Source organism: Polymorphospora sp. A560 (assembly GCF_045781765.1).
In the GTDB taxonomy this organism is placed as follows: domain Bacteria; phylum Actinomycetota; class Actinomycetes; order Mycobacteriales; family Micromonosporaceae; genus Polymorphospora; species Polymorphospora lycopeni.
This window is the reverse complement of sequence record NZ_CP122282.1, coordinates 3,731,365-3,754,360: the sequence shown is the minus strand read 5'-3', so window position 1 is coordinate 3,754,360 and position 22,996 is coordinate 3,731,365. Positions and strand designations below refer to the sequence as shown.

Genomic DNA, 22,996 nt, shown 5'->3' with positions numbered 1-22,996 from the left:
GATTCATCATGGGCATCAGCACTACCGCGCACCTCAACTTCCGCGGCAACGCCCGACAGGCGCTGGAGTTCTACCAGGCCGTCTTCGGCGGCCGGCTGACGGTCATCACGTACGGCGACTTCGGCATGCCGAATGGACTGCCCGACGCCGACAAGGTCGTCTGGGGCCAGGTGGAAGCCGACAACGGCTTCCGCATCATGGCCTACGACGTCCCGAGCCGGCCTGAAGCCTCGCCGGGCGGCGCGGCGGCTTCCGCCACGTGGCGGGAGAACGGCATGACGCTGACCGGGCAGCCGTTCTTCATCTCCATCCGCGGCGAATCCGTCGAAGAGGTCGGCGCCCTCTGGGAGAAGCTCGTCGACGGAGCCACCGTGGTCGAGGCCTACGCCACGTCGCAGTGGGCCCCGGCGTTCGGAATGCTGACCGACCGCTTCGGCATCACCTGGATCCTCGACGTCGCCGCCCAGCACACCGCCGCCTGACAGCGAGGACGTACGGCTCGGTCCTTCCGCCCGGTCTGCCTTCGGGGTCCTTCACGGGATCTGTCGACCGTGGCCGGGAGGACTGCTCGTACGCTCACCGGACGCGGTGGTGAGCGGGAAGGTGACGCCGGTCAGCTCCTCGGACACCGTCCACAGTCGATGGGCGACCGCGTTGTCGCGGGCGGCTCTGGACTGGCCGACGAGCTTCGGTGCACCACGACCTTGAAGGAAGCCGCCGGGGCCGGCGTAGCTGCCGGCCGGGACGTCTGCCACCGCCGCGTAGACGACAGGCAGCGCGCCGGCCTCCTCGCTCTGCGCCAGGAGACCGATGAGAGTCGTGCGGAGCCTGCGCAGCGGGGACTGCCCGCTATCGAGGTGCCCGAGGAGGTTCGTGGCCGCCAAGCCGGGATGGGCGGCGGTCGCGATCACCGGTGACCCCGCCTCGGTCAGGCGGTGCTGCAGTTCCAGGGTGAACAGCAGGTTCGCCAGCTTCGACTGCGCGTACGCCGGAAACGCCCGGTAGGCCCTGCGCTTCCAGTTGAGGTCGTCGAAGTCGATAGCGCCCGTCCGGTGCCCGGTGGAGGAGACGGTGACCACCCGATCCCGGATCCTCGGCAGGAGGAGATTCGTGAGCGCGAAGTGCCCGAGGTGGTTGGTGCCGAACTGAAGTTCGAAACCATCGGTGGTACGGCCCAGTGGCGGGATCATCAAACCCGCGTTGTTGATGAGCACGTCGATCGGCTCGGCGGACCTCTCGGCGAACTCGCGGACCGAGGCGAGGTCGGCGAGGTCGAGCCGCCGCACGTCAACGTCGCCGGTCATCGTCGCGGCGGCGGCGCGGCCCTTGGCGAGGTCGCGGACGGCGAGTACGACGTGAGCCCCCTTCGCGGCGAGCATGCCGGCGGCGGCGCGGCCGATGCCGCTGTTCGCGCCGGTGACGACGATGGTGCGGCCGGCCAGGGCGGGGATATGCGCCTTCGTGAATGTTGTCATGGCAAACAATGTATGCGATGACAACAATGTCGTCAACGGCAACACCTTCGGTTAGGGTGGGGTCGTGTCCCCGTACCACCACGGAAACCTCCGTACGACGTTGCTCGCCGCCGCCGAGCGCAGCCTGCGCCAGCACGGCGCGGACCAACTCTCGCTGCGCGAACTGGCCCGCGAGGCCGGCGTCAGCCACGCCGCGCCACGCCGGCACTTCCCGGACCGTCAGTCGCTGCTGGACGCACTCGCCGAGGCCGGATTCGCCCGGTTGGACCAGGAGTTGCGCGCGGCACTCACCGCCACCGGGCCCGAGTTCGGCTCGCGCCTGCACGCCGCAGCGGCGGCCTACCTGCGGTTCGCCACCGAGGACGCCGCACTGCTGGAACTGATGTTCACCCGCAAGCACCGCAAGGAAGCCGACCGGATCGTCGCGGCCGCCGCCGCACCGTTCGGGCTGCTGCACGACCTGATCGCCCAAGGACAGAAAGAGGGCGCCCTCCAGCCCGGCGACCCGCAACACGTGGGAATCGTGCTCTTCGCGACGCTGCAGGGCATCGCCACGCTCATCAACGGCAGCCTGGTGGCACCAGAACTGCTCGACGGGATCGTGGAAACCGCGGTCGACCAGTTCATGCGGGGATCGCGGCGGCCCTGAAGGTACGACCGGACCGCGACGACTGAAGGACGACCGACTCGAGCGGCTACTCCCCTGTCTGGCGGAATGCGTTGACCGCGGCCCGCAGGCGGAGCCAGGTCGGATCGGCGTCGTCGGCCGTGGTCAGGGTTTCGAGATCGTCGAAGTCCCACGTGCGTCGTCCGTCGTCGCGAACCAGGCTGGCGTCCAGGTCGGCGTCATCGGGCGGTTCCCTGGTGGCGGACAGGAACTTCTCAACCCGTTCGCGTCGACGACGATATCGCCGACGCGAACGGACCTGGGTGGCGACGCACTACAACGCTGCCACTTCCCTGCACCGCGTGGATCCCGGGCCGCCGTGACGCGTCAGGCCACTCACCCGATGCCGTCGACCGCGGCCCTGAGTGCATTGATCGACGGATCCCAGCTGAAGTTCAGGACGGGGATGCCGGAAGCGGCGGCATTGCTGTCGCCACCAAGGACCACTGCCCGCGGCTTACCGGTGCCCTGGGGGACTATGAGGTACCAGTTGCCCTTCACATTCGCGATGAACACTTCATCTACCTCCGGGTCGGGCGGGTTCGGGTGGGCGACGTCTCCGACGTGGTTCTCGAAATCCACCGTCGCGCGGAAGTTCGTCGGACTGCCGGTGTTCAGCCAGAGACTTGTGTGCACATGCGGTCCGACACCGTAGTCACTGCCGTTCGCCGAGGCGCCGGAGTACGCGATCGTCTGGCCTCGCGACACACGTTGGCCGGTTGAGACGGTGATCCTGGACAAGTGCAGGTGCCGGGTGTAATTGCCATCATCATGGGCCATCCCCACGACGCGCCCGGTCGCGGTGGAGGTGTCGGTCTTCACGAAACGGATCGTGCCGTTCGCCGCGGCCTTGACGGGAGTACCGGTTCCGACCGCATAGTCACTGCCCGGCTCCCCCGAGGGCGGCGTCCGGTTCCGGTGGTCTTGCCAAGAACTCGAGATCCGGACGTTTCCGCACGGCCTCTGATAGCTGCCAGCAGCCTGAGCGGAGCCGGGCAGCAGAACAAAGGCGGCCGACACCCCGGATGCCGCCAACGCGGCGCTTGTGATGAACCCCCGTCTCGAAAGTCCCCGCAGATAGGCGATGCCACCGAGATCCTCGGGCCGCAGGTCGCCGTGGCTGACATTGTGAGGTGGGTCAGGGCGAGGCTCCTCGCTGAGGATCATCGATGCAATTTAAGGCCACTTCCACGCAAGGGCAAGGGTTTCCCTACGATCGCTTTGGGAGGTTACGCGAGTCCTCTCCGTGAAGTAGCCAGGCCAGGGCATGCGTCGTCGTAGGTCGGGTTGCGCTTGGATCGACCACTCCCAGGACGCATCCGGACGCCCATCGGCTCGCCAGTGGCCGCTCTCCGCGCCGCGCAATCGGCCGGGTAGCGACGGCGCATTGCTGCGCCGCCGCCCCCTCAGAACCGGACGGGCACGATTTCCATGCATCCGGCTCAAGCAAGCCCTATGGGTCGCTGGAATGCAGATCGCTGGCCTGCCGTTTGCCGGTGGTCCGGCGGTGGCAGTGGATGTGGAGCAGACGGAGTTGCGGAGCGTGCGTGCTGCCGTCCTGTCGTAGGCTGATGGCGTTGTGATCCACAGCTTTCCGCAGGCCGCGGTACCACTGTTCCCATTCGCGTGGGGTTCGTGGCGGGCGGTCGGCGTGCAGCAGAAGCTGCCCGCAGGCGACGCATCGGGCCCGCTGGCTGTCGAGCAACTGCTGGGTGGTGCGGTCGACCGGGGGTTGCAGCCTCGGGCGTTGCCGTCGGTTGTGCCAGTAGTCGGTCAGCGCCGCGTCATCGGGTGATGCGGTGCCGGGGACCATCTGGTGCCGCACGATCCTGGTCCAGGCGAACTTGTGCAGGTAGGCGCCGCTGTCGCGGTCACCGAAGACCCATTTGTTCTGCCGGGACTTGTTGAACATGCCGAAGTAGCGGGCGACGACCCAACTCGTCGGCTTGTTCGGGTGGGTGTGTCTGGCCCATTTGTAGACCAGTTTCCACAGGTAGTGGTCCAGCCCGGTGAAGATTTCGCTGGCCACCACCGACCGGTAGTAGGCCGCCCAGCCTCGGATGATCGGGTTGAGGCGGGCGATCACTGCGGCGGCGTTGCTGCCGCGCAGTGCCCGCACTTCGGTGCGGAGCCGTTTCCGGATCCGTCTGACCGCCGTTTTGCTCGGTTTGATCAGCAGCAGGCCGTGGTAGCGGCGGACGGTGAATCCGAGGAAGTCGTAGCCCTCGTCGAGGGTGACCACGCGGGTCTTGTCCTCGTTGAAGGCCAGACCTCTCGGCGTCAGCCATGCGGCCAACTGGGCTTTGACCTGCATCGCCTCATCCCTGGTGCGGCATAACGCGACGAAATCATCGGCATACCTGATCAGCATCGGGCTGTCGCGGACCGTGGCCACACCGTCGGCTCCGACAGTGCGGTAACGGACCCCGGCGGCGTGTTCCATCCCGTGCAGCGCGATGTTCAACAGCAGTGGGCTGACCACCCCGCCTTGGGGAGTTCCCTCCTCGGTTGGGGTGAGCAGGCCCTGCTCGATCACTCCGGCCGTCAGCCAAGCCCGGATCTGTTCCCTGGCCGGGAACCCGCCGAGTTGGATGAGTAGGTGGTGGTGGTCGATGCGGTCGAACGCCGCTTTCAGGTCCGCGTCTAGGCCCTGTGTCGAAGTCGGTCGGTGGGCGCGGGGGTGTGGAGGCGTCGGCGTGTCGGTGGTCGATAGATAGCGAGGTCTCCGGTAGATGGTTCATCGACGAAGAAGACCATCAGCACGGAGACCTCGTGGCCACTGTAGCGGTGACGAGACGGCACGACCTGACCGACGTGCAGTGGGCGGCGCTGGAGCCGTTGCTGCCCGTGGGACGTAGGCCCGGTCGGCCGTCGGCATGGACGAAACGGCAGCTCATTGATGGGATCAGGTGGCGGACACGGGTGGGTGCGCCGTGGCGGGACATACCGGAGTGTTACGGGTCCTGGGCGGCGGTGTACGCGGTCTTTCGCCGTTGGCGGCGTGACGGGACCTGGGCGAGGATCTTGACCTGGTTGCAGGCGGTCGCTGACGCGGCCGGGCGGGTGACCTGGGACGTGTCGGTGGACTCGTCGGTCGCTCGGGCGCATCAGCACGCGGCCGGGGCGCGGAAAAGGGGGATCTGCAGGTCGAGCCGCCGGGCGGTGTGACGGTCGAGCCGGCCGATCATGGGCTCGGGCGTTCGCGGGGTGGGCTGACGACGAAGCTGCATCTGGCCTGTGAGCAGGGGCAGAAGCCGTTGTCGATCGTGCTGACCGCCGGGCAGCGTGGGGACAGTCCCCAGTTCGTCGCGGTGCTTGACGGCATCCGGGTGCCGCGTCTGGGCGGCGGTCGGCCGCGTACCCGCCCTGACCGGGTCCTGGCCGACAAGGCGTACACGTCCCGGGCCAACCGCCGCTACCTGCGCCGGCGTGGGATCGCCGCGACCATCCCGTCGAAGGCCGATCAGGATGCCTACCGGCGCAGGAAGGGGTCGAAGGGAGGCTGGCCACCGGCCTTCGACCCCGAGCGGTACAAACAGCGCCACGCTGTGGAGTGCGGCATCAACCGGCTCAAGCGCAACCGGGCCGTGGCGACCCGCTTCGACAAGCTCGCAGTCCGCTACGAAGCCACCGTGCACATCGCCGCGATCAACGAATGGCTGTGACCGACTTCGACACAGACCCTAACGGGCCTGCCCGGCGCCCGACGCCGGCAGCCGTTCAGACGCGCCTACCCCGACGCTAGGCGCCGGCCAGCCGCCGCACGCCGACAACCTCGACCACCTTCCCGGGCGCGCCCAGGCGGCCAGCCGGACAACGTCGCGTGTCGTTTCCGACGAACGGCACTCCCGTGGGAATGAGACCGGGTGTCAGGTCAGGTGCTCGACCTTGCGGGTTCCCAGCGGGGCGGCCAGTTGTACCAGGACAACGGACTCCAGGGCGATCGCCGCGCACTCCTTTTCGGCCGCATGTGGCAGCAGGCCCACCCGGACCCGGACGCGCACCGCCGCCTCGCTCTCCGCCACCTCCGGCTCGGCGCCGTAGCAGTCGGTGGGTCCGGCGGTCACGGTAACCTCAAGCGTCCGGTCGTCGACGGCTCGCCAGGTGCGCCAGGGAACGACCCGTGGGTCGACCAGGTCGTTCCGGACCGGCAACGCCCCAGGGCTCGATGAAGCGTTCGGCGCCTGGGTGGCGGTGGTGTCGTCATCGGTGCCGGGCTCGGCCGCCGAGCCGCAGGCGCTCAGTGCGATCACCGCCCCGACCAGCAGCAGGGCTGCCAGTCGAGGCGATCGTCGCGTCAGCATCGGCTCAGATTACCAGTCACCGTTGGCGGCGTTCGTGCCGTCGAGAACCGCCGTGTCGAAGTACGGCCCCCGGTTGACCCCGCCGCCATCGACGGTTGACATCACGGAACGGACCAAGCCGAGCCCGTTGGCATTGTTGTAGTTCCAGATCCACGGACCACCCGAGGAGCCGCCGCCGAAGTTGCAAGTGATCTTCGAACGGTCGTCCCAGATGCTGTTGTCGGTGGCGACACCCCAGCAGGCCCACATCCTGTTCCCGCCGTCGTGATTGCTCGGGTATCCGAAGACCGACACATCGAACTCGGTGCCGCCGTTGTAGGCCAGACCGTGCCCGCCGACGGTGTCGACGACCGTCGTGCCCCAGTCACCACCGGAGAACGTGGTAACCCAGCCGACGTCCCGGTTGAGGTTGCTGTTGTTCATCCATTCGTTGAACGTCCGCAACTGGTACGCCTGGAACCGGCCCACCGGGTCGCGGTCGGCGTTGAAGGCGTTGTACCGCGGCACGAAGACCAGATTACTCAGCCAGGTGCCGCCCTGTCCGCTGTGGACACAGTGGCCAGCGGTGATCAGCACCCGCTTGGACGGTGTGTTGATCGCCGACGCCGAGCACCATGAGCCGCTCTCGTAGCCGCCGATGAACAGCTTGCCGTTGGTGATCGAAAAGTTCGTCACCGGCGGTGGGGCATCTATCTCCCTCGTCGCGATCGTGGCGGCCACCGGCTTGGTCGCGACCGTCGGCGCCTTGCTGGCAACAGCCCGTGCGGTGTTCTCGACCCACACGGCGTCTCCGGGCGCGTCCAGCGGCTTGGCCGCCTTCATCCGCTCCGGTGTCCAATATGCCAGCACCGCGGGGTCACCGCCGGTACGCTCGAACGTCTGCAGCTGCGCAGGCGAGTAGGTGCGGGGGGCTTTGTCACCCGGCAACTGCACCGGTGCCAGCGAGCTGCTGGTGCCCAGATCGGAGCCTGCGACCCGGGTCGGCTTGGTGTCCGCCCAGGCCGGACCCGCGGAGGACAGGACGGGTGCGACGGCCACGGCCAGCGCGATGACACCCAGGCGCCGAGCGCCCCGGGCAAAACGGGTTCTACCAGACACGACCATGCGGCTAACTCCTCATTGTCGAGCAACCGTCCCCGATTGCTTTCGAAATCCACGCGTCACACCCACGCCCTGTCGAAGCTCACGACGTCCTCGATCAGCCAGGTTGGAACAAGTCATCCCAGAAGAGAGGGATCTTTGTTTACGAGGCAGACGGTTGTCGACGGCATGACGGCCGCTCCGACCTCTGGAGTAGCGAGGGCGGAGACCGACACCGCGGAGACAGCGGCAAGGACGGCGGCGACTTTGCGCGGCTGGTTGACCTACAGCCAGAACTCCCTTCGGAGATCATCGCATTGCAAGCGCCGGATCCGACATGCGAGCGAACGACGTCAACAGTTTCCCACTCAGCACGTCCGCCACCGGCTACGAAACCACAGCTGCCATAGTCAATGACCCATTTCAATCAGTCAACCCTCAGTTACTGGATCGCTACTGGATGGATGTTGTGACAATTGTGGATGCGCAGGCATCCCCAGCCTTGACCATCAGGCCGGGTGGATGTTCAGGCTCTGGAAGGCGAGTTGGTCGAGGTGCCCGACGCCCTGCTCGATCACGGTGAACTCGACCTCGTGCTCCCCGAACCACTTGCCGAGGTCCAGCAGTGTTGGCGGTTGCGGCCGATACGCCGCGGCCGGACAACCGTGAATTGATCACCCGGTTCCCGCAGTTATTGCCATGCCCTAAGCAGGGCCGTCAACACCTCGGGCCGGTGCGAATCGCCCACAGCCAGGTGGCCCTCGTCCGGGATGACGACGAGTTCGGCGTTGGCGATCCGTTCGGCATACCAACGTCCGTACACCACCGGGCAGACGTCGTCCGCATCTCCGTACCAGAGCAAGGTCGGGGCTTGAATGGCGTGCAGGTCGACGTCCCAGGCGCCGCCGAGGGCGAGCCCATCGAACACCGCGCCTTCGGTGCCTTCCAGCACCTCGCGCATGGCGTCGGCCATGATCGCCCGGTAGGTTCCGTCGCCGGCCAGCGGATCGTCGCCGAGCCACGCATCCAGGCGGGCATCACCGTCGAGTTCGCGCAAACCCGCCTGCCAGACGTTCTCGACAAGGTCGCGCATGCCGGCACGAGCACCAGCCAGGTCGCCTTCGTCCAGACGTGCCAGGCACGCCCGTTCCTCTGGCTCCGCCGACGGATCGGCAAGCTCCCGCCACGGTCCACTCCCAGCGACTACACCGAGGGCCCGCACCCGCTGGGGATCGGCAGCCGCAGCTGCCACAGCGAAAGGCCCACCTCCCGACGAACCGACCACGGCGTACTGGTCAAGCCCGAGCAAGGTAGCCAGGGCCACAATGTCGCGACCCACTGCCGACAGGGTTGGCCTACCAACGATCGCAGTCGATCCGCCGTAGCCTGGCCGACTCACACTGATGAGTCTGACACCGGCCGCCACCGCTGCCGGATGCCACAATTTCCCGATGGTCCGCGTATTCGGGCTTCCCGGCTGAAAGAAGACTGGAAGCCCCGACGGATCGCCCCCATCGAGATACTCGACAACTCGGCCATCGGGCACCGTCAGGCTTGCCTCGTTCCCGGAACTCATGGCCCCACGCTACAAAGGAGTCAGCTACCGCTGCCTGCAGGGGCACACCGCCCTCGTCGGCTGGGAACCGCCGAACGTACCGGCCCTCTGGCAGCGTCTGCAGACCGAATCGAATCCCGGAAACACGGGTCCGACCACAACCAGGTGGCCGGGCCCGTCGCCGATGCTAACGATCTTGTGCTGAGTAGCGAGGCGTCCTGGCGTTGGCCGGCCGGTGTAACGGGTGCGGCGTGGTCGATGGTGCCGAGGTCGGTGGCATCGAGAAAGACCGTGGTCGCCTCTGCGTTGTCGTGCAGGTGGTGGAGGAGGCCGGTGCCGGGAATCGGGACGATGTCGAACCCCTGGTGAAGTAGCCAGGCGATGGCCAGTTGAGCGACGGTGCAACCGCGCCCCTTGGCAATCGACGCCAGCCGGTCGGCGAGGGTGCGATGGGTGGCGAGTTCACCGACGGCGAACCGCGGATCGGCGCGGCGGATGTCGCGCGCCGCGAGGCCAGGCAGATCGCGGCCCGCACCGGCGAGCAGGCCACGGCCGAGGGGCGAGCGTGCGACCAGCCCGATCCCGAGTTCACGGCACGTGTCGAGAACGCCGTTCACCTCCGGCGCCCGGGTGCCGACCGAGTATTCGGTCTGCACCGCGGTAACCGGATACACCGCGTCGGCCCGCCGGATCATCTCCGGTCCGGCGTCGACCATTCCGAGGTGACGTACCTTTCCGGCGGCAACGAGATCGGCCATCGCACCCCAGGTCTCCTCGATCGGTACGTCCGGATCGACGTGGTGCTGGTAATACAGATCGATGACGTCGAGGCCGAGCCTTCTCAGGGACGCGTCGCAGGCCGCCCGTACGTAGTCGGGACGGCCGTTGATCCGGGTCCCGGTGCCGTAGGGGATGCGTTCGACGCCGAACTTCGTTGCCACCACCACCTGATCGCGTCGGCCCGCCAGCGCCCTGCCGACCAGGTGCTCGTTGACGCGGTCACCGTACGAGTCAGCGGTGTCGAACAGGGTGATGCCCAGATCCAGTGCCCGGTGGAGTGCCGGGGTCGACTTCGTGTCACGGCCCGGATGGTATTCGGACAAGCCCAGGCAGCCGAGGCCGATGGCCGAGACGGGAAGGGTCCGCAGACGTCGCGCGCGCATCACACCTCCTCCTCCTCCTCGTCACTGCGCACCGGTCACGCGCCGGCGGAACCGGGCTGCCCGGCCCGTGCCTCGGTGGTGAGTTCGGCATGACGGTCCATGATTTCCCACACCTTCTGCTGCAACTCGGCGGGCGGTTGTGGAAGCAGCGAACGGCCGTGGTCGCGGCTGCGCAACGCCACGGTCGCCTCCCCTGTCGCGGTCTCCTCTCCGCGTTGGTTGACCGCCCGTAGTTCGATCTCGACGAGGTTCATGCCGCTGTCCCGCCGCTTGCCGGTCACCGTGCCGGAGAGGTACTGGATGTCTCCGTGGTAGTTGAACTTCCGGATCTCGTCGTGCTGGCGCACCACGAATCCCTCGTCCCCCATCCAGTCGGTGAGCCGGTGGTGCAGCCAGCACTCGCGCAGTACGCCGTAGTCGTAGGCGCGCGGGTTGCCGATCGCCTGCGCCCATGCGGAGTCCCAGTGCACCCGCTGCGCGACGTCCGGTACGCCGTACTCGTTGTCGACGTAGAAGGCCGGAATGCGCTGGCGGTTGCGCCAGTTCAGGCGGGAGGTCCTCAGGCCGTACGGCACGAAGCCGTAGCCGCCGGCATGAAAGACGATCATGTCGGTGGTGGTGAGCGGGCCTTTGGCCATCGTTCCGAGCGATTCGCCGACCGTCACGTCCTCGAAGTAGCGGGGCTGCCCGCCACGTACCGTTTCGGCGGCGTAGATCTCGTCGAGTTCGGCAAGGTCCTGCTTCGTGTACGAGGGGGTCGGTACGTCCCGGTACTTGCCGGCCTCCCTGGCCTTCTTCCTGCCGGTAAGGATGATGAGGGTCCGGTATACGCCGACCACTTCTCCCCGCTGGTTGAACTTGACCTCGCGGTTGACACGGATCACGCTGCGGCCGGCGAACTCCGACTTCTTGACCTCGACCGATTCCAGGCCCTTGAAGGAGTGGAGCCGGTCCCCCGCGTGCACCGGCCGATACCATTCCCAGGTGCCGCCGGAGACGAAGGCGTGGATGCCGCGGTAGCTGCCGCCGCGCAACTCCTTCGGAAGCCGGTCTCCGAGCAGTGGGGTGTTCAGGATCGCGGCGATGATCTGGGGGGCGACCTGCCCGCCCCAGCGGGTGCCCGCACCGTGGTCGGGGTCGGTGTAGAGCGGGTTGTCGTCGCCGTAGCTGAAGGCGAAGTTCCGGATCGCCTCGGGTGTGGCCGTACCGAGGTAAGCCAGGTCGCGGACGGCGGCGACCGCGCCGGCGGCCGCCCGGTCCCGCTCGATGTCGGCCTCGTCGATGTCGAAGTCGCTCGCCTCCTCGAACGCCTGACCCGGTTCGGCTCCGCCGCGGTTCTCTTCGCTCATGTTCGATGCCTTCAATCAGTACGGGTGGTCGGGTCGTGCCGGCCAGGCCGGCCTCGAGCACGCCTTGAGGTATTCGTTCGTCAGGCGGGCGGCGAGCTCGTCCACGGAGGGGATGTCGTCGATGAGTTCGACGCCCTGGCCCGCCGACCAGATGTCCCGCCATGGGCGTACGTCGGGAGGCAGGTGGGTGTGGTCACCGCGGGCCGCTGGAACCGGCAGGTTCCGGGTATCGAGACCGACGCGTCGCAGTGACGGCACGAGCCAGTTCGCGGGGACCGAGGCGACCGCGTCGGTGTAGAGGAGGTCGGCCGCCGCGGCGTCGACGAGCATCCGCTTGTACTCCGGCGGCGCCGACGACTCCCGCGTGGCGATGAACCTGGTGCCCACGTAGGCGAGGTCGGCGCCGAGGATCTCGGCGGCGCGGATCGCCGCGCCGGTGGCGACCGCTCCGGCGAGGACGATGGTGCCGTCGAACATCGCGCGTACCTTCGGCACGAGCGCGAGGTGGGACACCAGTCCCGAGTGTCCCCCGCCGCCAGCTCCGATACAGGTCAGTCCGTCGACGCCGGCGGCGATCGCCTTTTCGGCGAAACGCAGTGACGTCACGTCGTGGAACACCCGACCACCCCAGTCGTGGACCCTTTTCGTCAGCTCGGTCGGGTCGCCCTGCGCGGAGATGATCAGTTCGACGTCGTGCCGCCGGCAGACGTCGAGATGCGCGTCGAGGTGTTCGGCCATGATCGCCCGGGAGATGTTGACCGCGATCGGGCCGATGGCCGCCTGGGGGTGGCGTTCGCGGTGTTCCCGCAGGCTCCGCCGGATGGTGCCCAGCCAGGCGTCGAACTCTTCGATGCTGCGGGCATTCTGTCTCGGGAGCGCACCGACGAAGCCGTTACGGCAGGCGGCGGTGACGAGTTCGGGACCGGTGACGAGGAACATCGGCGCGCAGATCACCGGTAGGTTGAGCGAGCGGCGCAGCTCGGCGGGAATGCTCATACGTCGCGGACCCGCGTTCTGGCGTCCCGGAAACGGCCCCGTTCGAGGGCGGCGAAGACTCGGTCGTAGCCGTCGTGCCAGGCCTGTTCGAAGGATCGCCCGGCGTCGAGGCGGACCTGGCGGCGCAGTTCGGCCAGGGAGTGGACGTCGTTGGCGGCGAGTGCGCGGGCGTAGGCCCGGACGTCCGTGGCGAGCGAGTCGGGCTCCGAGACGAACTGGGCCAGACCATACTCGTACGCCTCGGTGCCGGTGATGGCCCTGGCGCTGAGCAGCAGGTCGAGCGCGCGGCCGGTGCCGACGAGTTGGGTCAGCAGCCATGCGGTGCCGAGTTCCGCGACCAGGCCGATCTTCGCGAAGGCGGTGGTCCACTTGGCGTCCGGCACGGTGAAGCGCACGTCGGCCATCAACGCGTGGGCGAGGCCGATCCCGGCGACCGCCCCGTTGACGGCGGCTATCACGGGCTTGTTCACGCGCATCGCGACGTCCCGGGGTTCGGCGAGGGCGCGCCGTCGCACCTCGTCGAGGTCGAGGGTTTCGAGGCGGGTGAAGTCCGCACCGGCGCAGAAGCCGCGGCCCGCGCCGGTGATCACGATGACGCGGACCGCGGGGTCGTCGTCGGCCCTGCGTAGCGCCCCGAGGTAACGGGAGGCCATGTCGTCGGCGAACGCGTTGAGTCGCTCCGGGCGGTTGAAGGTGATCGTGGCGATCTCGTCCTCGACGCCATAGCGGATCGTCTCCGCTGGCAGCTCTCCGTCATGAGACACGCATGGAGTGTACCGATCGGTATGTTGGCGATCAAGGGTCGCGCTCCGGCGGCGAACGAGACAGCCCAGCGATCGATCACGCCAACCACACGGCTACAGCAGGCCACACGCTCTACTACCCCTCCCCCACCCGTCGAGGCGGAGCCGACCGCGTACTACAGCGATCAGGTCTCGGAATCATCCAAACTGATAGACTGGTCGGTCCATACAACCGGCAAGTCGACTACCGTAGGTCGCGACCGCCAGACCGGGAACGGCACCGCCGACCGAAACCCCCACCCGACCCCGTCCGCGGACCGACCGCCGAGGACCGGGGCGCGCCCAAGACAGAGGAACCGCCGAATGACAAGCTTCGCGGACGTCCACCTGGACGGGATGTCGATCCGGCTCGACGGCCGGATCCTGCGAATCACCCTCAACCGGCCCGAGCGCCGCAACGCACTCAGTTCGGAGTGCGCCCGCGAGGTCGCGGCACTGCTGCCGGACCTCGGACGAGAGGATGTCGTCCGGGTCATCGCCATCACGGCCGAAGGAGACCACTTCTGCTCGGGGATGAACCTCAAGCGGGACCGGCGGCACGAAGGCGAACGGCCCAGACCCACCGCGACGCACCGGAGCATCGACACCGGGCCGCACCGGCTGATCGGTGCGCTCGCGCGGATCGAGGTACCGGTCGTGACGTCCGTCCGCGGCCACGCATCAGGTCTCGGCTGCTCACTCGCCCTGGTCGGGGACTTCTGTGTCGCCAGCCACACCGCGCTGTTCTCCGTTCCCTTCGTCCGTAGAGGCTTCACCCCGGACTCCGGCAGCACCTGGCTGCTGCCGCGACTGATCGGGATCGCCCGCGCACGGGAGATGCTGATGCTCGGCCGACAGGTGACCGCGGGCGAGGCGTTCGAATGGGGTCTGATAAGTCGACTCGTTCCCGACGAAGAGCTCACGGCAGCCACGGAGGCGATCGTCCGTGAACTGGCGGACGGCGCGACCACCTCACTCGGACTCGTCAAGTGGCTGCTGGACAGGAACTCGGTCGGGACGCTGGAGGACGCGCTGCGCGTGGAGAGCCTCGTCGAGGACATCGCGACCAGGACGCTCGACTTCAAAGAGGGAATCACCGCGTTCATGGAGCGCCGTTCGCCGTCCTTCGAGGGGAACTGAGACGATGTCTGAGCAACATCCCCTCGGGCCGGCCTTCGGGGTGGTGTCCGGCCTCGAATACCAACAGGCGATCGCCGACGGGGTGATCCCGACACAGCCGTTCCAGACGCTCCTGGGATTCCACCTCCGATCGGTCGACGACGACGGCACCGTCGTCGGCGACGCGATCCCCCGCGCCGAGTTCGCCAACTCCGCCGGGCGACTGCACGGCGGATACCTCTCCGCGCTGATGGACTGCGCGACGGCGACCGCCGCCCACTCCCGGCAACCCGTCGGAGCCGGCGCGCCACACATCCACGCGTCCTACCGGTTCCTGTCGTCGGCCGATCACCGCTCCGCGTTGGTCATCACCGCCAGACCCAGCCATGTCGGCCGGTCCGTGGTGCATGCCGCGGTCGAGATACGGACCCGGGCCGGGAGACTGATCGCCTCCGGCGAGACCATCCACAAGGTACGTCGGATCGCAGCGCCCCCTGACGCCGATACCGCCCCGTGATGACGACGCCGAGCGGCGCGCAAGGGACGGGGTTCGTCCTCGACCATCGCGGTACCCCGCTGCGCGGACGCGTGCTGCCGGGGGCCGGCAACGGGCCGGACGTGGTCCTCATCCACGGCGCCGGTGCGCACGGGCACTGGTGGGACGCGATGCTCGGCCACGTCGGAGGGCGGTGGCGGGCCACCGTCTTCGATCTGAGTGGTCACGGCGAAAGCGGCCACCGGTCGCAGGGGTACGACGGCGAGACGTGGGCCTCGGAGGTGGCGTCGGTGATCCGGTACGGCTCCCGTACCGGGTCGGCCACCCTCGTCGCCCACAGCATGGGTGGCCTTGTCGGCGCCGCCACCGCGGCGCTGCACCCGGGGCTGGTGAACGAACTCGTCATGCTCGATGTCGCGATCAGACCACCGCGGGCCGGTACCGCGCACCGGCCCCGGGGCCGGCCCGGCCGCGAGCGGACCATCCATGCCGATCTCGACACGGCGATCAGCCGGTTCCGCCTCGTGCCGTCGGGAAGCACCGCATCCGCCGGGCTCGTCCGTGATCTCGCCGGTCACTCGTACGAACAGGTTCCGCGGGGCTGGCGGGTACGGTTCGATCCCGCGGTGTTCCAACGGTTCACCGATGCGGTGATCCACGAGTGGCTGGGGCGGATCGACTGTCCCGTGGCACTGGTCGGCGGTGCGCTGAGCCCCGCGGTCACCGAAGCCTCGGCCCGGTACGTGGCGGGCCGGGTCGGGCGCCCCGTCCGGTGGGGACTCGTCCCGGCCGCCCATCATCACGTGCAGCTCGATCGTCCGGGCCCGCTCGCGGATCTGCTCGTGGAACTGCTCGACGGCGACGAGCCGTCGGGCCTGCGCCGGGTCGGCTGAGGATCAGTCGGCGAGTTTCCTGACGATCGCGTAGTCGTGGACCTGCCGGGTGTGGCCCGGTGCCACGGAACGCAGATTCAAGGTGGTCACACCTGCCCGGGAGAACGCATGGATCCGCTCGCCGAGCCGATCGGGGTTCCCGATCAGCGACAGCCCCCTGGCGAGTGCCTCCGGTACGGCGTCGATCGCCTCCTCGCGTCTGCCGGCGAGGTACAGCTCCTGGACACGTGTCGCCTCGTCGGCGAATCCGAACCGCGACACGAGCGTGGTGTAGAAGTTCTTGCCCCTGGCTCCCATCCCACCGATGTAGAGGGCGAGGTGCTCCCGGACCTGGCGCAGCGCCGCCTTCTCCTCCTCCTCGGTCTCGACGACCGCCAGGTAGCTCTGCGCGATGACATCGAGCGGCCCGAGGGCCGGGTCCCGGCGGGCACTGCCCTTACGCAGGTGCGGGCCGAACACCGGGTCCGCGACCTCGGGAAGGAAGAACATCGGCTGCCACGCCTCGAAGTGCTCGGCCGCCATCGCCACGGCCCGGTCACCGATCCCGCCGAGCATGATCGGGATCCGCTCGCGTACCGGCCTGTTTATGATCTTCAAAGGCTTGCCGAGCCCGGAGCCGCCACGCTCAGGGCCCAGCGGCAACTGGAAGTGCTCGCCGTCGTGCTCGAGCGCCTCCCTGCGCCACAGCGTCCGGCAGATCTGCGTGACCTCGAGCGCGCGACCGAGTGGCGCCCGGTACGGCACACCGTGGAATCCCTCGACGACCTGCGGCCCCGACGCGCCGATTCCCAGCATGAACCGACCTTCGGAGACGTAGTCCAGTCCGGCGGCGGTCATCGCGATGAGCGCCGGCGTGCGGGAGTAGACGTTGAGGATCGAGGAGGCGATCGTGATCCGCTCGGTCGACGCGGCCAGATAGCCCAGCAGGCTCACCGCGTCGTAGGAATACGCCTCCGGGACGAAAAGCACGTCGACGCCGACCGCCTCGTATTCACGGATACGACCCACGGTCTCCTTGAAACCGCCGCTGTAGGACAGCGGCATACCGATCCTCAATGCACATCCTCCGCTCTTTCCATCGGCCCGAGTTGGCGCACTCGGTGCCGGCGAGGTGCTCGCCATCCTCGCAGAAGTGTACCGATCGGTTGGTTCAGTGTATCATCGCTGAGCGGACATGCGGCCCGACCATGGGCCCTGATCCGCCGGGAAGGGTGGTAGCCATGGGCCTGCGTGAGGCAGTCGTCGTCGAGGCGGTGCGCACTCCGATCGGGCGCAAGAAGGGCTCGCTGGCCGACGTGCACGCGGTCGACCTGTCCGCAGTCGTGCTCAACGAGTTGGTGAAGCGCGCGGGCCTGGACCCCGAGGTCGTGGAGGACGTCTACTGGGGCTGCGTGACCCAACTCGGCGACCAGTCGAGCAACGTGGGCCGCTTCGCGGTGCTGGCGGCCGGCTGGCCCGAGACGATCCCGGCCGTCACGATCAACCGGGCCTGCGGCTCGAGCCAGCAGGCCCTGGAGTTCGCCGCGTTCGCGGTGATGTCGGGCCGGGCCGAGGTCATCGTCGCCGGTGGCGTGGAGACCATGAACCGGGTTCCGATCGGTTCGGCACGCAAGTTCGGCGAGCCCTACGGCCGTACGGTCCTGGACCGCTTCGGTGTCGACGACCTCAGCCAGGGCATCGGCGCGGAGATGATCGCCGAGAAGTGGGGGTTCAGCCGGACCCGGCTCGACGAGTTCGCGGCGCTTTCCCACGAGCGCGCCGCGGCGGCCATCGACTCCGGCGCCTTCGCCCGACAGCTCGTTGCGGTGCCGCGCGACGGCGGCCCGCTCGAGGTGGACGAGGGGCTCCGGCGCGGCACCTCCGTGGAGACGCTGGCGTCGCTCTCGCCGGCCTTTCTCGAAGAGGGCAGGATCCACGCCGGCAACTCCTCGCAGATCGCCGACGGGGCGGCCGCGCTGCTGGTCACGACGCCGGAGAACGCCGCCCGTCTGGGGCTGCGACCACTCGCCCGCTTCCATGCCGGAGCGGTGGCCGGCGCGGATCCGGTGGAGATGCTCACCGCGCCGATCCCCGCGACGGAACGCGCCCTTCGTTCGGCCGGGCTCTCGATAGACGAGATCGGCGCCTTCGAGATCAACGAGGCATTCGCGCCGGTGCCGCTCGCGTGGCAGGCGGAGACCGGTGCCGACCCGGCCCGCCTCAACCCTGTCGGGGGCGCCATCGCGGTCGGACACCCCCTCGGCGCCTCCGGCGCGATCCTGGCCACGCGGCTGATCCACTACATGCGGGACAACGGAATCCGGTACGGTCTCCAGTCGATGTGCGAAGGTGGCGGGACCGCTAACGCGACGATCTTCGAACTCTGGTCCCAGAATTGACTATTGACGACATGGCTAAGAAGTCGAACAAGGAGACGACCAGCGAACGGGTGCTGCGCGTCGCGACCGAACTCTTCGCCGAGAAGGGCTACGACGCGACCGGCGTCCAGGAACTGTCGGAGTCGACCGGGCTGGGCCGCGGTGCCCTGTACTACCACATCAAGAACAAGCAGCAGTTGCTGCTCAGCATCGCCCTTCGCCTGCTCGAGAACGCCAACCGCGAGGCTCGGCGGATCCTCGCCAGCGGCGGCTCGGCCGAGGACAGGCTGCACCGGATGGCCGAGCACCTGTTGACGGACCTGTCCACCAACCGCAGTGCCTGGATCACCTCGATGCGCGACTGGCAGGCGCTCGACGAACCGCACCGCTCGCACGTGCGCCATCTTCGGGACGAGTACGAGCAGTACTGGCAGGCGCTGTTCGACGAGGGCGCCGAGGCCGGGCTCTTCCGGCCGGTCCACGCCATGCAGCGACGAGCCATAGTCGGCATGTTCACCAGCAGCTACCGCTGGATCGAGCCCGCCGGATCGCTGTCCCCGAAGGAGATCTCCGAGCTCTACGTGTCGTTGTTCCTCGACGGCCTGCGGGTACGCAAGGGCGACTAGGACACCGTTTCCCCGCTCGCCCGGCACGGACGGGTTCTCGTGCCGGGCCGGCTCCATGCCGGCGCACCTCACGTGCCCTGGCCCGCCACTCCCCCGACTTCGGCGGCCAGTGCCCCGCCGAACGGTTCCCGCCCGGCCTCCTTCGGCGGCGACACCTCCGGATAAATCGCGTCCGCCGGCCGGCGGAACGTGGCCGTGGGATGGCCGAATCCCCACCGTTCGAGCAGCTCGGCGCCGTCCACCGGGGCGTCGGCGTATCCGATGGGTAGCACCGGGACCCAGCCGCGGCCGCCGGCCGTGCGGCGCAGGACCCCGCGCGCGGCGAGCTGCGGATGCGTCCCGGCCTCGGCGAGGGAGAGCACCGGTGCGATACAGGCGTCGACCCGTTCGGCGATCTCCGTCCACTCGGCACGGGTCCTGCCCCGGATCTTCGCCGCGATCCGCTCGCGTAGCCGCGGCCAGTTCGCCTTGTCCTCCCGGCCCACCCGCTCCTGCGGGGTCAGTCCGATCACGTCCGCCAGTTGCTCGAAGAACTTGTCCTCGAGGGCGCCGACGGCGACGTAGCCGCCATCGGCGGTCTCGTAGCTGTCGTAGTAGGGCGCGCCCGTGTCGAGGCGGTTCGTGCCGGGGGTGTCCGACCACATCCCGAGGTTGCGGTACTCGTGCAGCATCGTGGTGAGGTACGTCGTGCCGTCGACGATGGCCACGTCGATGACGGTGCCGGTGCCGGTACGGGCGCGCTCGACCAGTGCCGACAGCACCGCGATCACGAGGTACATGCCGCCGCCGCCGAAGTCGCCGACGAGGTTCGCCGACGGCATCGGCGCGAGTCCCGGACGCCTGGCCAGGTCGAGCGCGCCGGTGATGGCGATGTAGTTGATGTCGTGTCCGGCTCTCGGCGCGAGCGGGCCGGTCTGTCCCCAGCCGGTCATCCTGGTGACGATCAGCCCGGGATTGCGTTCCCTGAGCTGCTCGGGGGCGAGCCCCAGCCGCTCGACGACGCCCGGTCGGAAGCTCTCGACGACGACATCCGCCTCGTCGATCACCTCGCGTACGAACGCGACGCTCTGCGGATCCTTGAGGTCCAGCTCGAGCAGGGACCGGTTGCGCACCATGGCCGCCGTCGACTGTCCGGGCCTGGTGACGGTGAGTACCTCGGCACCGAGATCGGCCAGGAGCAGGCAGCCGAACGGTGCGGGCCCCAGCCCCAGGAACTCCACGACCCTTATACCGGTGAGCTGCCCCGCCATGTGACCTCTCCCGCCTTCCCAACGTCTGTACCGACCCATACAATGTACCGACCGGACCGTACAAAACAACGGGACGAAAACAATCACCGCAACAGTCGACTCGGACAGCGAAGGACGAACCGCAGGTGAGCCGGGGATTCTACGAAGCCGACCACGAGGATTTCCGTGCGTTGGCCCGTCGTTTTGTTTCGCGCGACGTCGCACCACATCTCGACCGCTGGGAGCGGGAGCGACTCGTCGACCGGCGGGTGTGGCGCGCGGCCGCCGAACTCGGCCTGCTCGGGCTCCGCACACCCGAGCGGTACGGCGGCGGCGGGTCGACGGACTACCGCTTCCGGTGTGTCCTCACCGACGAACTGGCCAGGGTCGGTGCTGCGGCATTCGCCTCCGGGCTGGCCATCAACGAGGACATCGTCGCCGGGTACCTCATCGCCCTGGGCACCGAGGAACAGAAGCGCCGGTGGCTTCCCGGCATGGCGTCCGGCGAGGTGGTCACCTCGATCGCCATGTCGGAGCCCGGCGTGGGAAGCGACCTGCGGGGCATCGCGACGACCGCCGTCCGTCGGGACGACCAATGGGTGATCAACGGCGCCAAGACGTTCATCACCAACGGCTTCAGCTCCGACGTGGTCCTGGTCGCCGCCAGGACCGGCGAGCGTGAGGGCAGACCCACCTTCTCCCTCATCCTGGTTCCCACCGACACACCCGGGTTCAGCCGGGGCCCGAAGCTACGGAAACTCGGGCTGCACGCGCAGGACACCGCGGAGCTGTACTTCGACGAGGTCGCCGTACCCGGTGGGAACCTCGTCGGCGAGGAGGGGCGCGGGTTCCATCACCTGACCCGACAGCTCCCCCTGGAACGCCTTTCGATCGCCTGGCGCGGACTTGCCGGCGCCGAGGCCGCGCTCGGTTGGACCGTGGACTACACCAAGACGAGAAAAGCCTTCGGCCAGCGCATCATCGACTTCCAGCACACGCGGTTCCGGCTCGCCGAACTCGTCACCGAGGTCGACGTGACCAGGGCCTACCTCGAATCGCTCGTACACGAACTCGACGAGGGACGCCTGGACGCCACCACGGCGGCCAAGGCCAAGTGGTGGGCGACCGAGCTGCAGCAACGCGTGGTCACCGCCTGCCTGCAGATGCACGGCGGCTACGGCTACATGGAGGAGTACCCGATAGCGCGTGCCTTCGCCGACGGCCGGGTGCAGACCATCGTGGGCGGGACCACGGAAATCATGAAAGAGATCATCGGACGCGAGCTCGCATCCGACCGATGACAACGCGTCCGCGCCGCGGACCGACCACAGGAGAACCATGGATCTCAACGGCGCTTCAGCGCTGGTAACCGGCGCGGCGTCCGGGCTCGGCGCCGCCACCGCCGCCGCACTCGTCAAAGCCGGCGCCAAGGTCGTGATCACCGACTTCGCGAGCTCCGACGGCCCCGCCGTCGCCGAGCGCCTGGGTCCGAACGCACGCTTCGCGGCCGCCGACATCACCAACGAGGACTCCCTGCGATCCCCGCTCGACGTGGCCCAGGAACTGGGCGTCCTGCGCGCGGTCGTCCACTGCGCCGGCCGGGGCGGCGACCGCCTGCGCGTCATCGACAAGGAACGCCGGCCGGCCCCGCTCAAGAGCTTCCGCGACGTGCTCGAGGTCAATCTGATCGGTACGTACAACGTGCTGCGCCTGTCCGCGGCCCGCATGAGCGGCAACAGCATCGAGGACGGCGACCGTGGCGCCATCGTCCTGACGGCATCCGCGGCCGCGTTCGAGGGGCAGATCGGACAGACCTCCTACTCCGCGTCGAAGGGTGCCGTCCATGCGATGACCATCGTCGCGGCGCGCGACCTGGCCAGCTGGGCGATCCGCGTGAACACCATCGCACCCGGCATCTTCGACACGCCGATGCTCGCCCGGCTTCGGGGCGACATCCGCGACAGTCTCGCCGCGACCGTGCCGCACCCGAAGCGGCTGGGTGACCCGGACGACTACGCCGCGCTGGCGGTCACCCTGTTGCAGAACGGGTATCTCAACGGCGAGACGGTCCGGCTGGACGGCGCGATCAGGATGGCACCCCGGTGAGCGACGGACCCGCCACGACCCTCGAACCGGAGGTCGTGGCCTGCGAACACGACGGCATCCTGCTCCTGGAAATCAACCGTCCGCGGCAACGCAACGCGATGACCAGGAGCGCGGCCAGGGCGATCGCCGACGCGCTCACCCGGCTGGACGCCGAACCCGGCCTTCGGGTGGCGATCCTCACCGGACGCGGCGGCAACTTCTGCGCCGGAATGGACCTCAAGCGCTTCGCCGCCGGCGAGCGCGCCGCGACCGCCGAGCGCGGGTTCGCCGGGCTCGTCGAGGCACCGCCGGCCAAGCCGATCATCGCCGCCGTGGAGGGCTGGGCTCTCGGCGGCGGCTTCGAGATGGTCCTCGCCTGCGATCTGGTGACCGCCGGCGCCTCGGCCCGCTTCGGTCTACCCGAGGTCAAGCGCGGGCTGCTCGCCAGGGGCGGTGGGATGTTCCGGCTGCCTCGCCGCCTGCCGCAGGCGATCGCGTTGGAGATGCTGCTGACCGGCGACCCGATCTCCGCCGAGCGGGCGAGCGGTCTGGGGCTGCTGAACGCGGTCGTCGCCGACGGACAGGCGCTGGACGCCGCGTTCGACCTCGCCCGGCGGATCTCGGCGAACGCTCCCCTGTCGGTCGCCGCCTCCAAGTCCATCGCGACCGGGTCGGCCGACTGGCCGCTGTCCGAGGCGTTCGAGCGGCAGCGGAGTCTGAGCGAGGTCGTGTTCGCCTCGCAGGACGCCAAGGAAGGGGCGACGGCGTTCGCGGAGAAACGCAGCCCGGTCTGGAAGGGACGCTAGTCTGTGCGCCGGTC

23 protein-coding genes and 1 pseudogene are annotated in these 22,996 nt (G+C 68.5%); 12 read left to right on the top strand and 12 right to left on the bottom strand.

The genetic code is table 11. The features are described from left to right. Positions 1 to 8 precede the first annotated feature (8 nt). The gene (locus QCD66_RS16905) at positions 9 to 482 is read left to right on the top strand and encodes a VOC family protein (RefSeq protein ID WP_375734833.1); all 474 of its coding nucleotides are present in this window, start codon (positions 9 to 11) and stop codon (positions 480 to 482) included. Positions 483 to 533: 51 nt separating this feature from the next. On the opposite strand, the gene QCD66_RS16900 is transcribed toward QCD66_RS16905, so the two are convergent. After that, a complete protein-coding gene (locus tag QCD66_RS16900; RefSeq protein ID WP_375734832.1) occupies positions 534 to 1,475 on the bottom strand; it encodes an oxidoreductase in 942 nt (313 codons plus the stop codon). A 64-nt stretch (positions 1,476 to 1,539) separates the two neighbouring features. On the opposite strand from QCD66_RS16900, the gene QCD66_RS16895 reads away from it, so the two are divergent. After that, positions 1,540 to 2,124, top strand: coding sequence for a TetR/AcrR family transcriptional regulator (locus QCD66_RS16895; protein WP_364219549.1), 585 nt, complete (start codon positions 1,540 to 1,542; stop codon positions 2,122 to 2,124). Positions 2,125 to 2,478: 354 nt separating this feature from the next. On the opposite strand, the gene QCD66_RS16890 is transcribed toward QCD66_RS16895, so the two are convergent. Next, positions 2,479 to 3,309, bottom strand: a complete 831-nt coding sequence (locus QCD66_RS16890) for a M23 family metallopeptidase (RefSeq protein ID WP_375734831.1) — start codon at positions 3,307 to 3,309, stop codon at positions 2,479 to 2,481. Positions 3,310 to 3,595: 286 nt separating this feature from the next. Further along, positions 3,596 to 4,876, bottom strand: coding sequence for a reverse transcriptase domain-containing protein (locus tag QCD66_RS16885; protein WP_375734846.1), 1,281 nt, complete (start codon positions 4,874 to 4,876; stop codon positions 3,596 to 3,598). Between the two features lie 53 nt (positions 4,877 to 4,929). Between QCD66_RS16885 and QCD66_RS16880 the strand changes: the two genes are divergently transcribed. Further along, positions 4,930 to 5,807, top strand: a protein-coding gene (locus tag QCD66_RS16880; protein WP_375734845.1) for an IS5 family transposase whose coding sequence is annotated in 2 segments (ribosomal slippage) — positions 4,930 to 5,295 and positions 5,298 to 5,807 — 876 coding nt in all. Because the reading frame shifts where the segments join, the coding sequence is not laid out codon by codon here. A gap of 204 nt (positions 5,808 to 6,011) precedes the next feature. Here the strand turns inward: QCD66_RS16880 and QCD66_RS16875 are convergent. The 3 genes from QCD66_RS16875 to QCD66_RS16865 all read right to left on the bottom strand — a co-directional run bounded on the left by QCD66_RS16875 (position 6,012) and on the right by QCD66_RS16865 (position 9,102). Continuing rightward, positions 6,012 to 6,446 carry a hypothetical protein gene (locus QCD66_RS16875; protein WP_364219540.1) on the bottom strand — a complete coding sequence of 145 codons (435 nt, stop codon included), beginning with the start codon at positions 6,444 to 6,446 and terminating at the stop codon, positions 6,012 to 6,014. 9 nt (positions 6,447 to 6,455) lie between these two features. Further along, positions 6,456 to 7,484, bottom strand: coding sequence for a hypothetical protein (locus tag QCD66_RS16870; RefSeq protein WP_364219537.1), 1,029 nt, complete (start codon positions 7,482 to 7,484; stop codon positions 6,456 to 6,458). Between the two features lie 733 nt (positions 7,485 to 8,217). Beyond that, positions 8,218 to 9,102, bottom strand: coding sequence for an alpha/beta fold hydrolase (locus tag QCD66_RS16865; RefSeq protein WP_375734830.1), 885 nt, complete (start codon positions 9,100 to 9,102; stop codon positions 8,218 to 8,220). Between QCD66_RS16865 and QCD66_RS16860 the strand changes: the two genes are divergently transcribed. Continuing rightward, positions 9,101 to 9,286, top strand: a complete 186-nt coding sequence (locus tag QCD66_RS16860; RefSeq protein ID WP_364219528.1) for a carbohydrate-binding protein — start codon at positions 9,101 to 9,103, stop codon at positions 9,284 to 9,286. The genes QCD66_RS16865 and QCD66_RS16860 overlap by 2 nt on opposite strands. Positions 9,287 to 9,341: 55 nt before the next feature. Here the strand turns inward: QCD66_RS16860 and QCD66_RS16855 are convergent. The 4 genes and pseudogenes from QCD66_RS16855 to QCD66_RS16840 all read right to left on the bottom strand — a co-directional run. Beyond that, positions 9,342 to 10,244, bottom strand: a pseudogene (locus tag QCD66_RS16855) (aldo/keto reductase); the annotation flags it as partial. A gap of 35 nt (positions 10,245 to 10,279) precedes the next feature. After that, entirely contained in the window at positions 10,280 to 11,593 is a 1,314-nt protein-coding gene (locus QCD66_RS16850; protein WP_375734829.1) for a MaoC family dehydratase N-terminal domain-containing protein, read from the bottom strand. Between the two features lie 15 nt (positions 11,594 to 11,608). Continuing rightward, entirely contained in the window at positions 11,609 to 12,589 is a 981-nt protein-coding gene (locus tag QCD66_RS16845; protein ID WP_364219522.1) for a nitronate monooxygenase, read from the bottom strand. Beyond that, positions 12,586 to 13,353, bottom strand: a complete 768-nt coding sequence (locus QCD66_RS16840; protein ID WP_375734828.1) for an enoyl-CoA hydratase-related protein — start codon at positions 13,351 to 13,353, stop codon at positions 12,586 to 12,588. The genes QCD66_RS16845 and QCD66_RS16840 overlap by 4 nt, the downstream gene beginning before the upstream one ends. A gap of 342 nt (positions 13,354 to 13,695) precedes the next feature. On the opposite strand from QCD66_RS16840, the gene QCD66_RS16835 reads away from it, so the two are divergent. From QCD66_RS16835 to QCD66_RS16825, 3 genes are read left to right on the top strand one after another with little or no spacing between them, the layout of a single operon-like run. Then, positions 13,696 to 14,511, top strand: a complete 816-nt coding sequence (locus QCD66_RS16835) for an enoyl-CoA hydratase-related protein (protein WP_364219516.1) — start codon at positions 13,696 to 13,698, stop codon at positions 14,509 to 14,511. Positions 14,512 to 14,515: 4 nt separating this feature from the next. Next, positions 14,516 to 15,007 (top strand): PaaI family thioesterase, encoded by a 492-nt coding sequence (locus tag QCD66_RS16830; RefSeq protein ID WP_375734827.1) that lies wholly within the window; start codon positions 14,516 to 14,518, stop codon positions 15,005 to 15,007. Then, entirely contained in the window at positions 15,007 to 15,879 is an 873-nt protein-coding gene (locus QCD66_RS16825) for an alpha/beta fold hydrolase (protein ID WP_375734826.1), read from the top strand. The genes QCD66_RS16830 and QCD66_RS16825 overlap by 1 nt, the downstream gene beginning before the upstream one ends. A 3-nt stretch (positions 15,880 to 15,882) precedes the next feature. Here QCD66_RS16825 and QCD66_RS16820 read toward each other — a convergent pair whose 3' ends face one another. After that, positions 15,883 to 16,935, bottom strand: a complete 1,053-nt coding sequence (locus QCD66_RS16820) for an LLM class F420-dependent oxidoreductase (protein WP_375734825.1) — start codon at positions 16,933 to 16,935, stop codon at positions 15,883 to 15,885. Positions 16,936 to 17,105: 170 nt separating this feature from the next. Here QCD66_RS16820 and QCD66_RS16815 point away from each other — a divergent pair, with 170 nt between their 5' ends. Both QCD66_RS16815 and QCD66_RS16810 read left to right on the top strand, forming a co-directional pair. Beyond that, complete coding sequence (locus QCD66_RS16815) at positions 17,106 to 18,257, top strand: thiolase family protein (RefSeq protein ID WP_364219749.1); 1,152 nt, start codon at positions 17,106 to 17,108, stop codon at positions 18,255 to 18,257. Between the two features lie 11 nt (positions 18,258 to 18,268). Beyond that, complete coding sequence (locus tag QCD66_RS16810) at positions 18,269 to 18,862, top strand: TetR/AcrR family transcriptional regulator (RefSeq protein ID WP_375734824.1); 594 nt, start codon at positions 18,269 to 18,271, stop codon at positions 18,860 to 18,862. Between the two features lie 68 nt (positions 18,863 to 18,930). Here QCD66_RS16810 and QCD66_RS16805 read toward each other — a convergent pair whose 3' ends face one another. After that, positions 18,931 to 20,112: a CaiB/BaiF CoA transferase family protein gene (locus QCD66_RS16805; RefSeq protein WP_375734823.1), complete on the bottom strand. Its 1,182-nt coding sequence runs from the start codon at positions 20,110 to 20,112 to the stop codon at positions 18,931 to 18,933. Between the two features lie 125 nt (positions 20,113 to 20,237). Between QCD66_RS16805 and QCD66_RS16800 the strand changes: the two genes are divergently transcribed. Genes QCD66_RS16800 through QCD66_RS16790 form a run of 3 tightly spaced genes read left to right on the top strand, consistent with a single transcriptional unit; the run spans position 20,238 to position 22,982 of the window. Further along, complete coding sequence (locus tag QCD66_RS16800; protein WP_364219498.1) at positions 20,238 to 21,392, top strand: acyl-CoA dehydrogenase family protein; 1,155 nt, start codon at positions 20,238 to 20,240, stop codon at positions 21,390 to 21,392. Between the two features lie 37 nt (positions 21,393 to 21,429). Beyond that, positions 21,430 to 22,197 (top strand): SDR family NAD(P)-dependent oxidoreductase, encoded by a 768-nt coding sequence (locus tag QCD66_RS16795; RefSeq protein ID WP_364219495.1) that lies wholly within the window; start codon positions 21,430 to 21,432, stop codon positions 22,195 to 22,197. After that, complete coding sequence (locus QCD66_RS16790; RefSeq protein WP_364219492.1) at positions 22,194 to 22,982, top strand: crotonase/enoyl-CoA hydratase family protein; 789 nt, start codon at positions 22,194 to 22,196, stop codon at positions 22,980 to 22,982. The genes QCD66_RS16795 and QCD66_RS16790 overlap by 4 nt, the downstream gene beginning before the upstream one ends. Positions 22,983 to 22,996 lie beyond the last annotated feature (14 nt).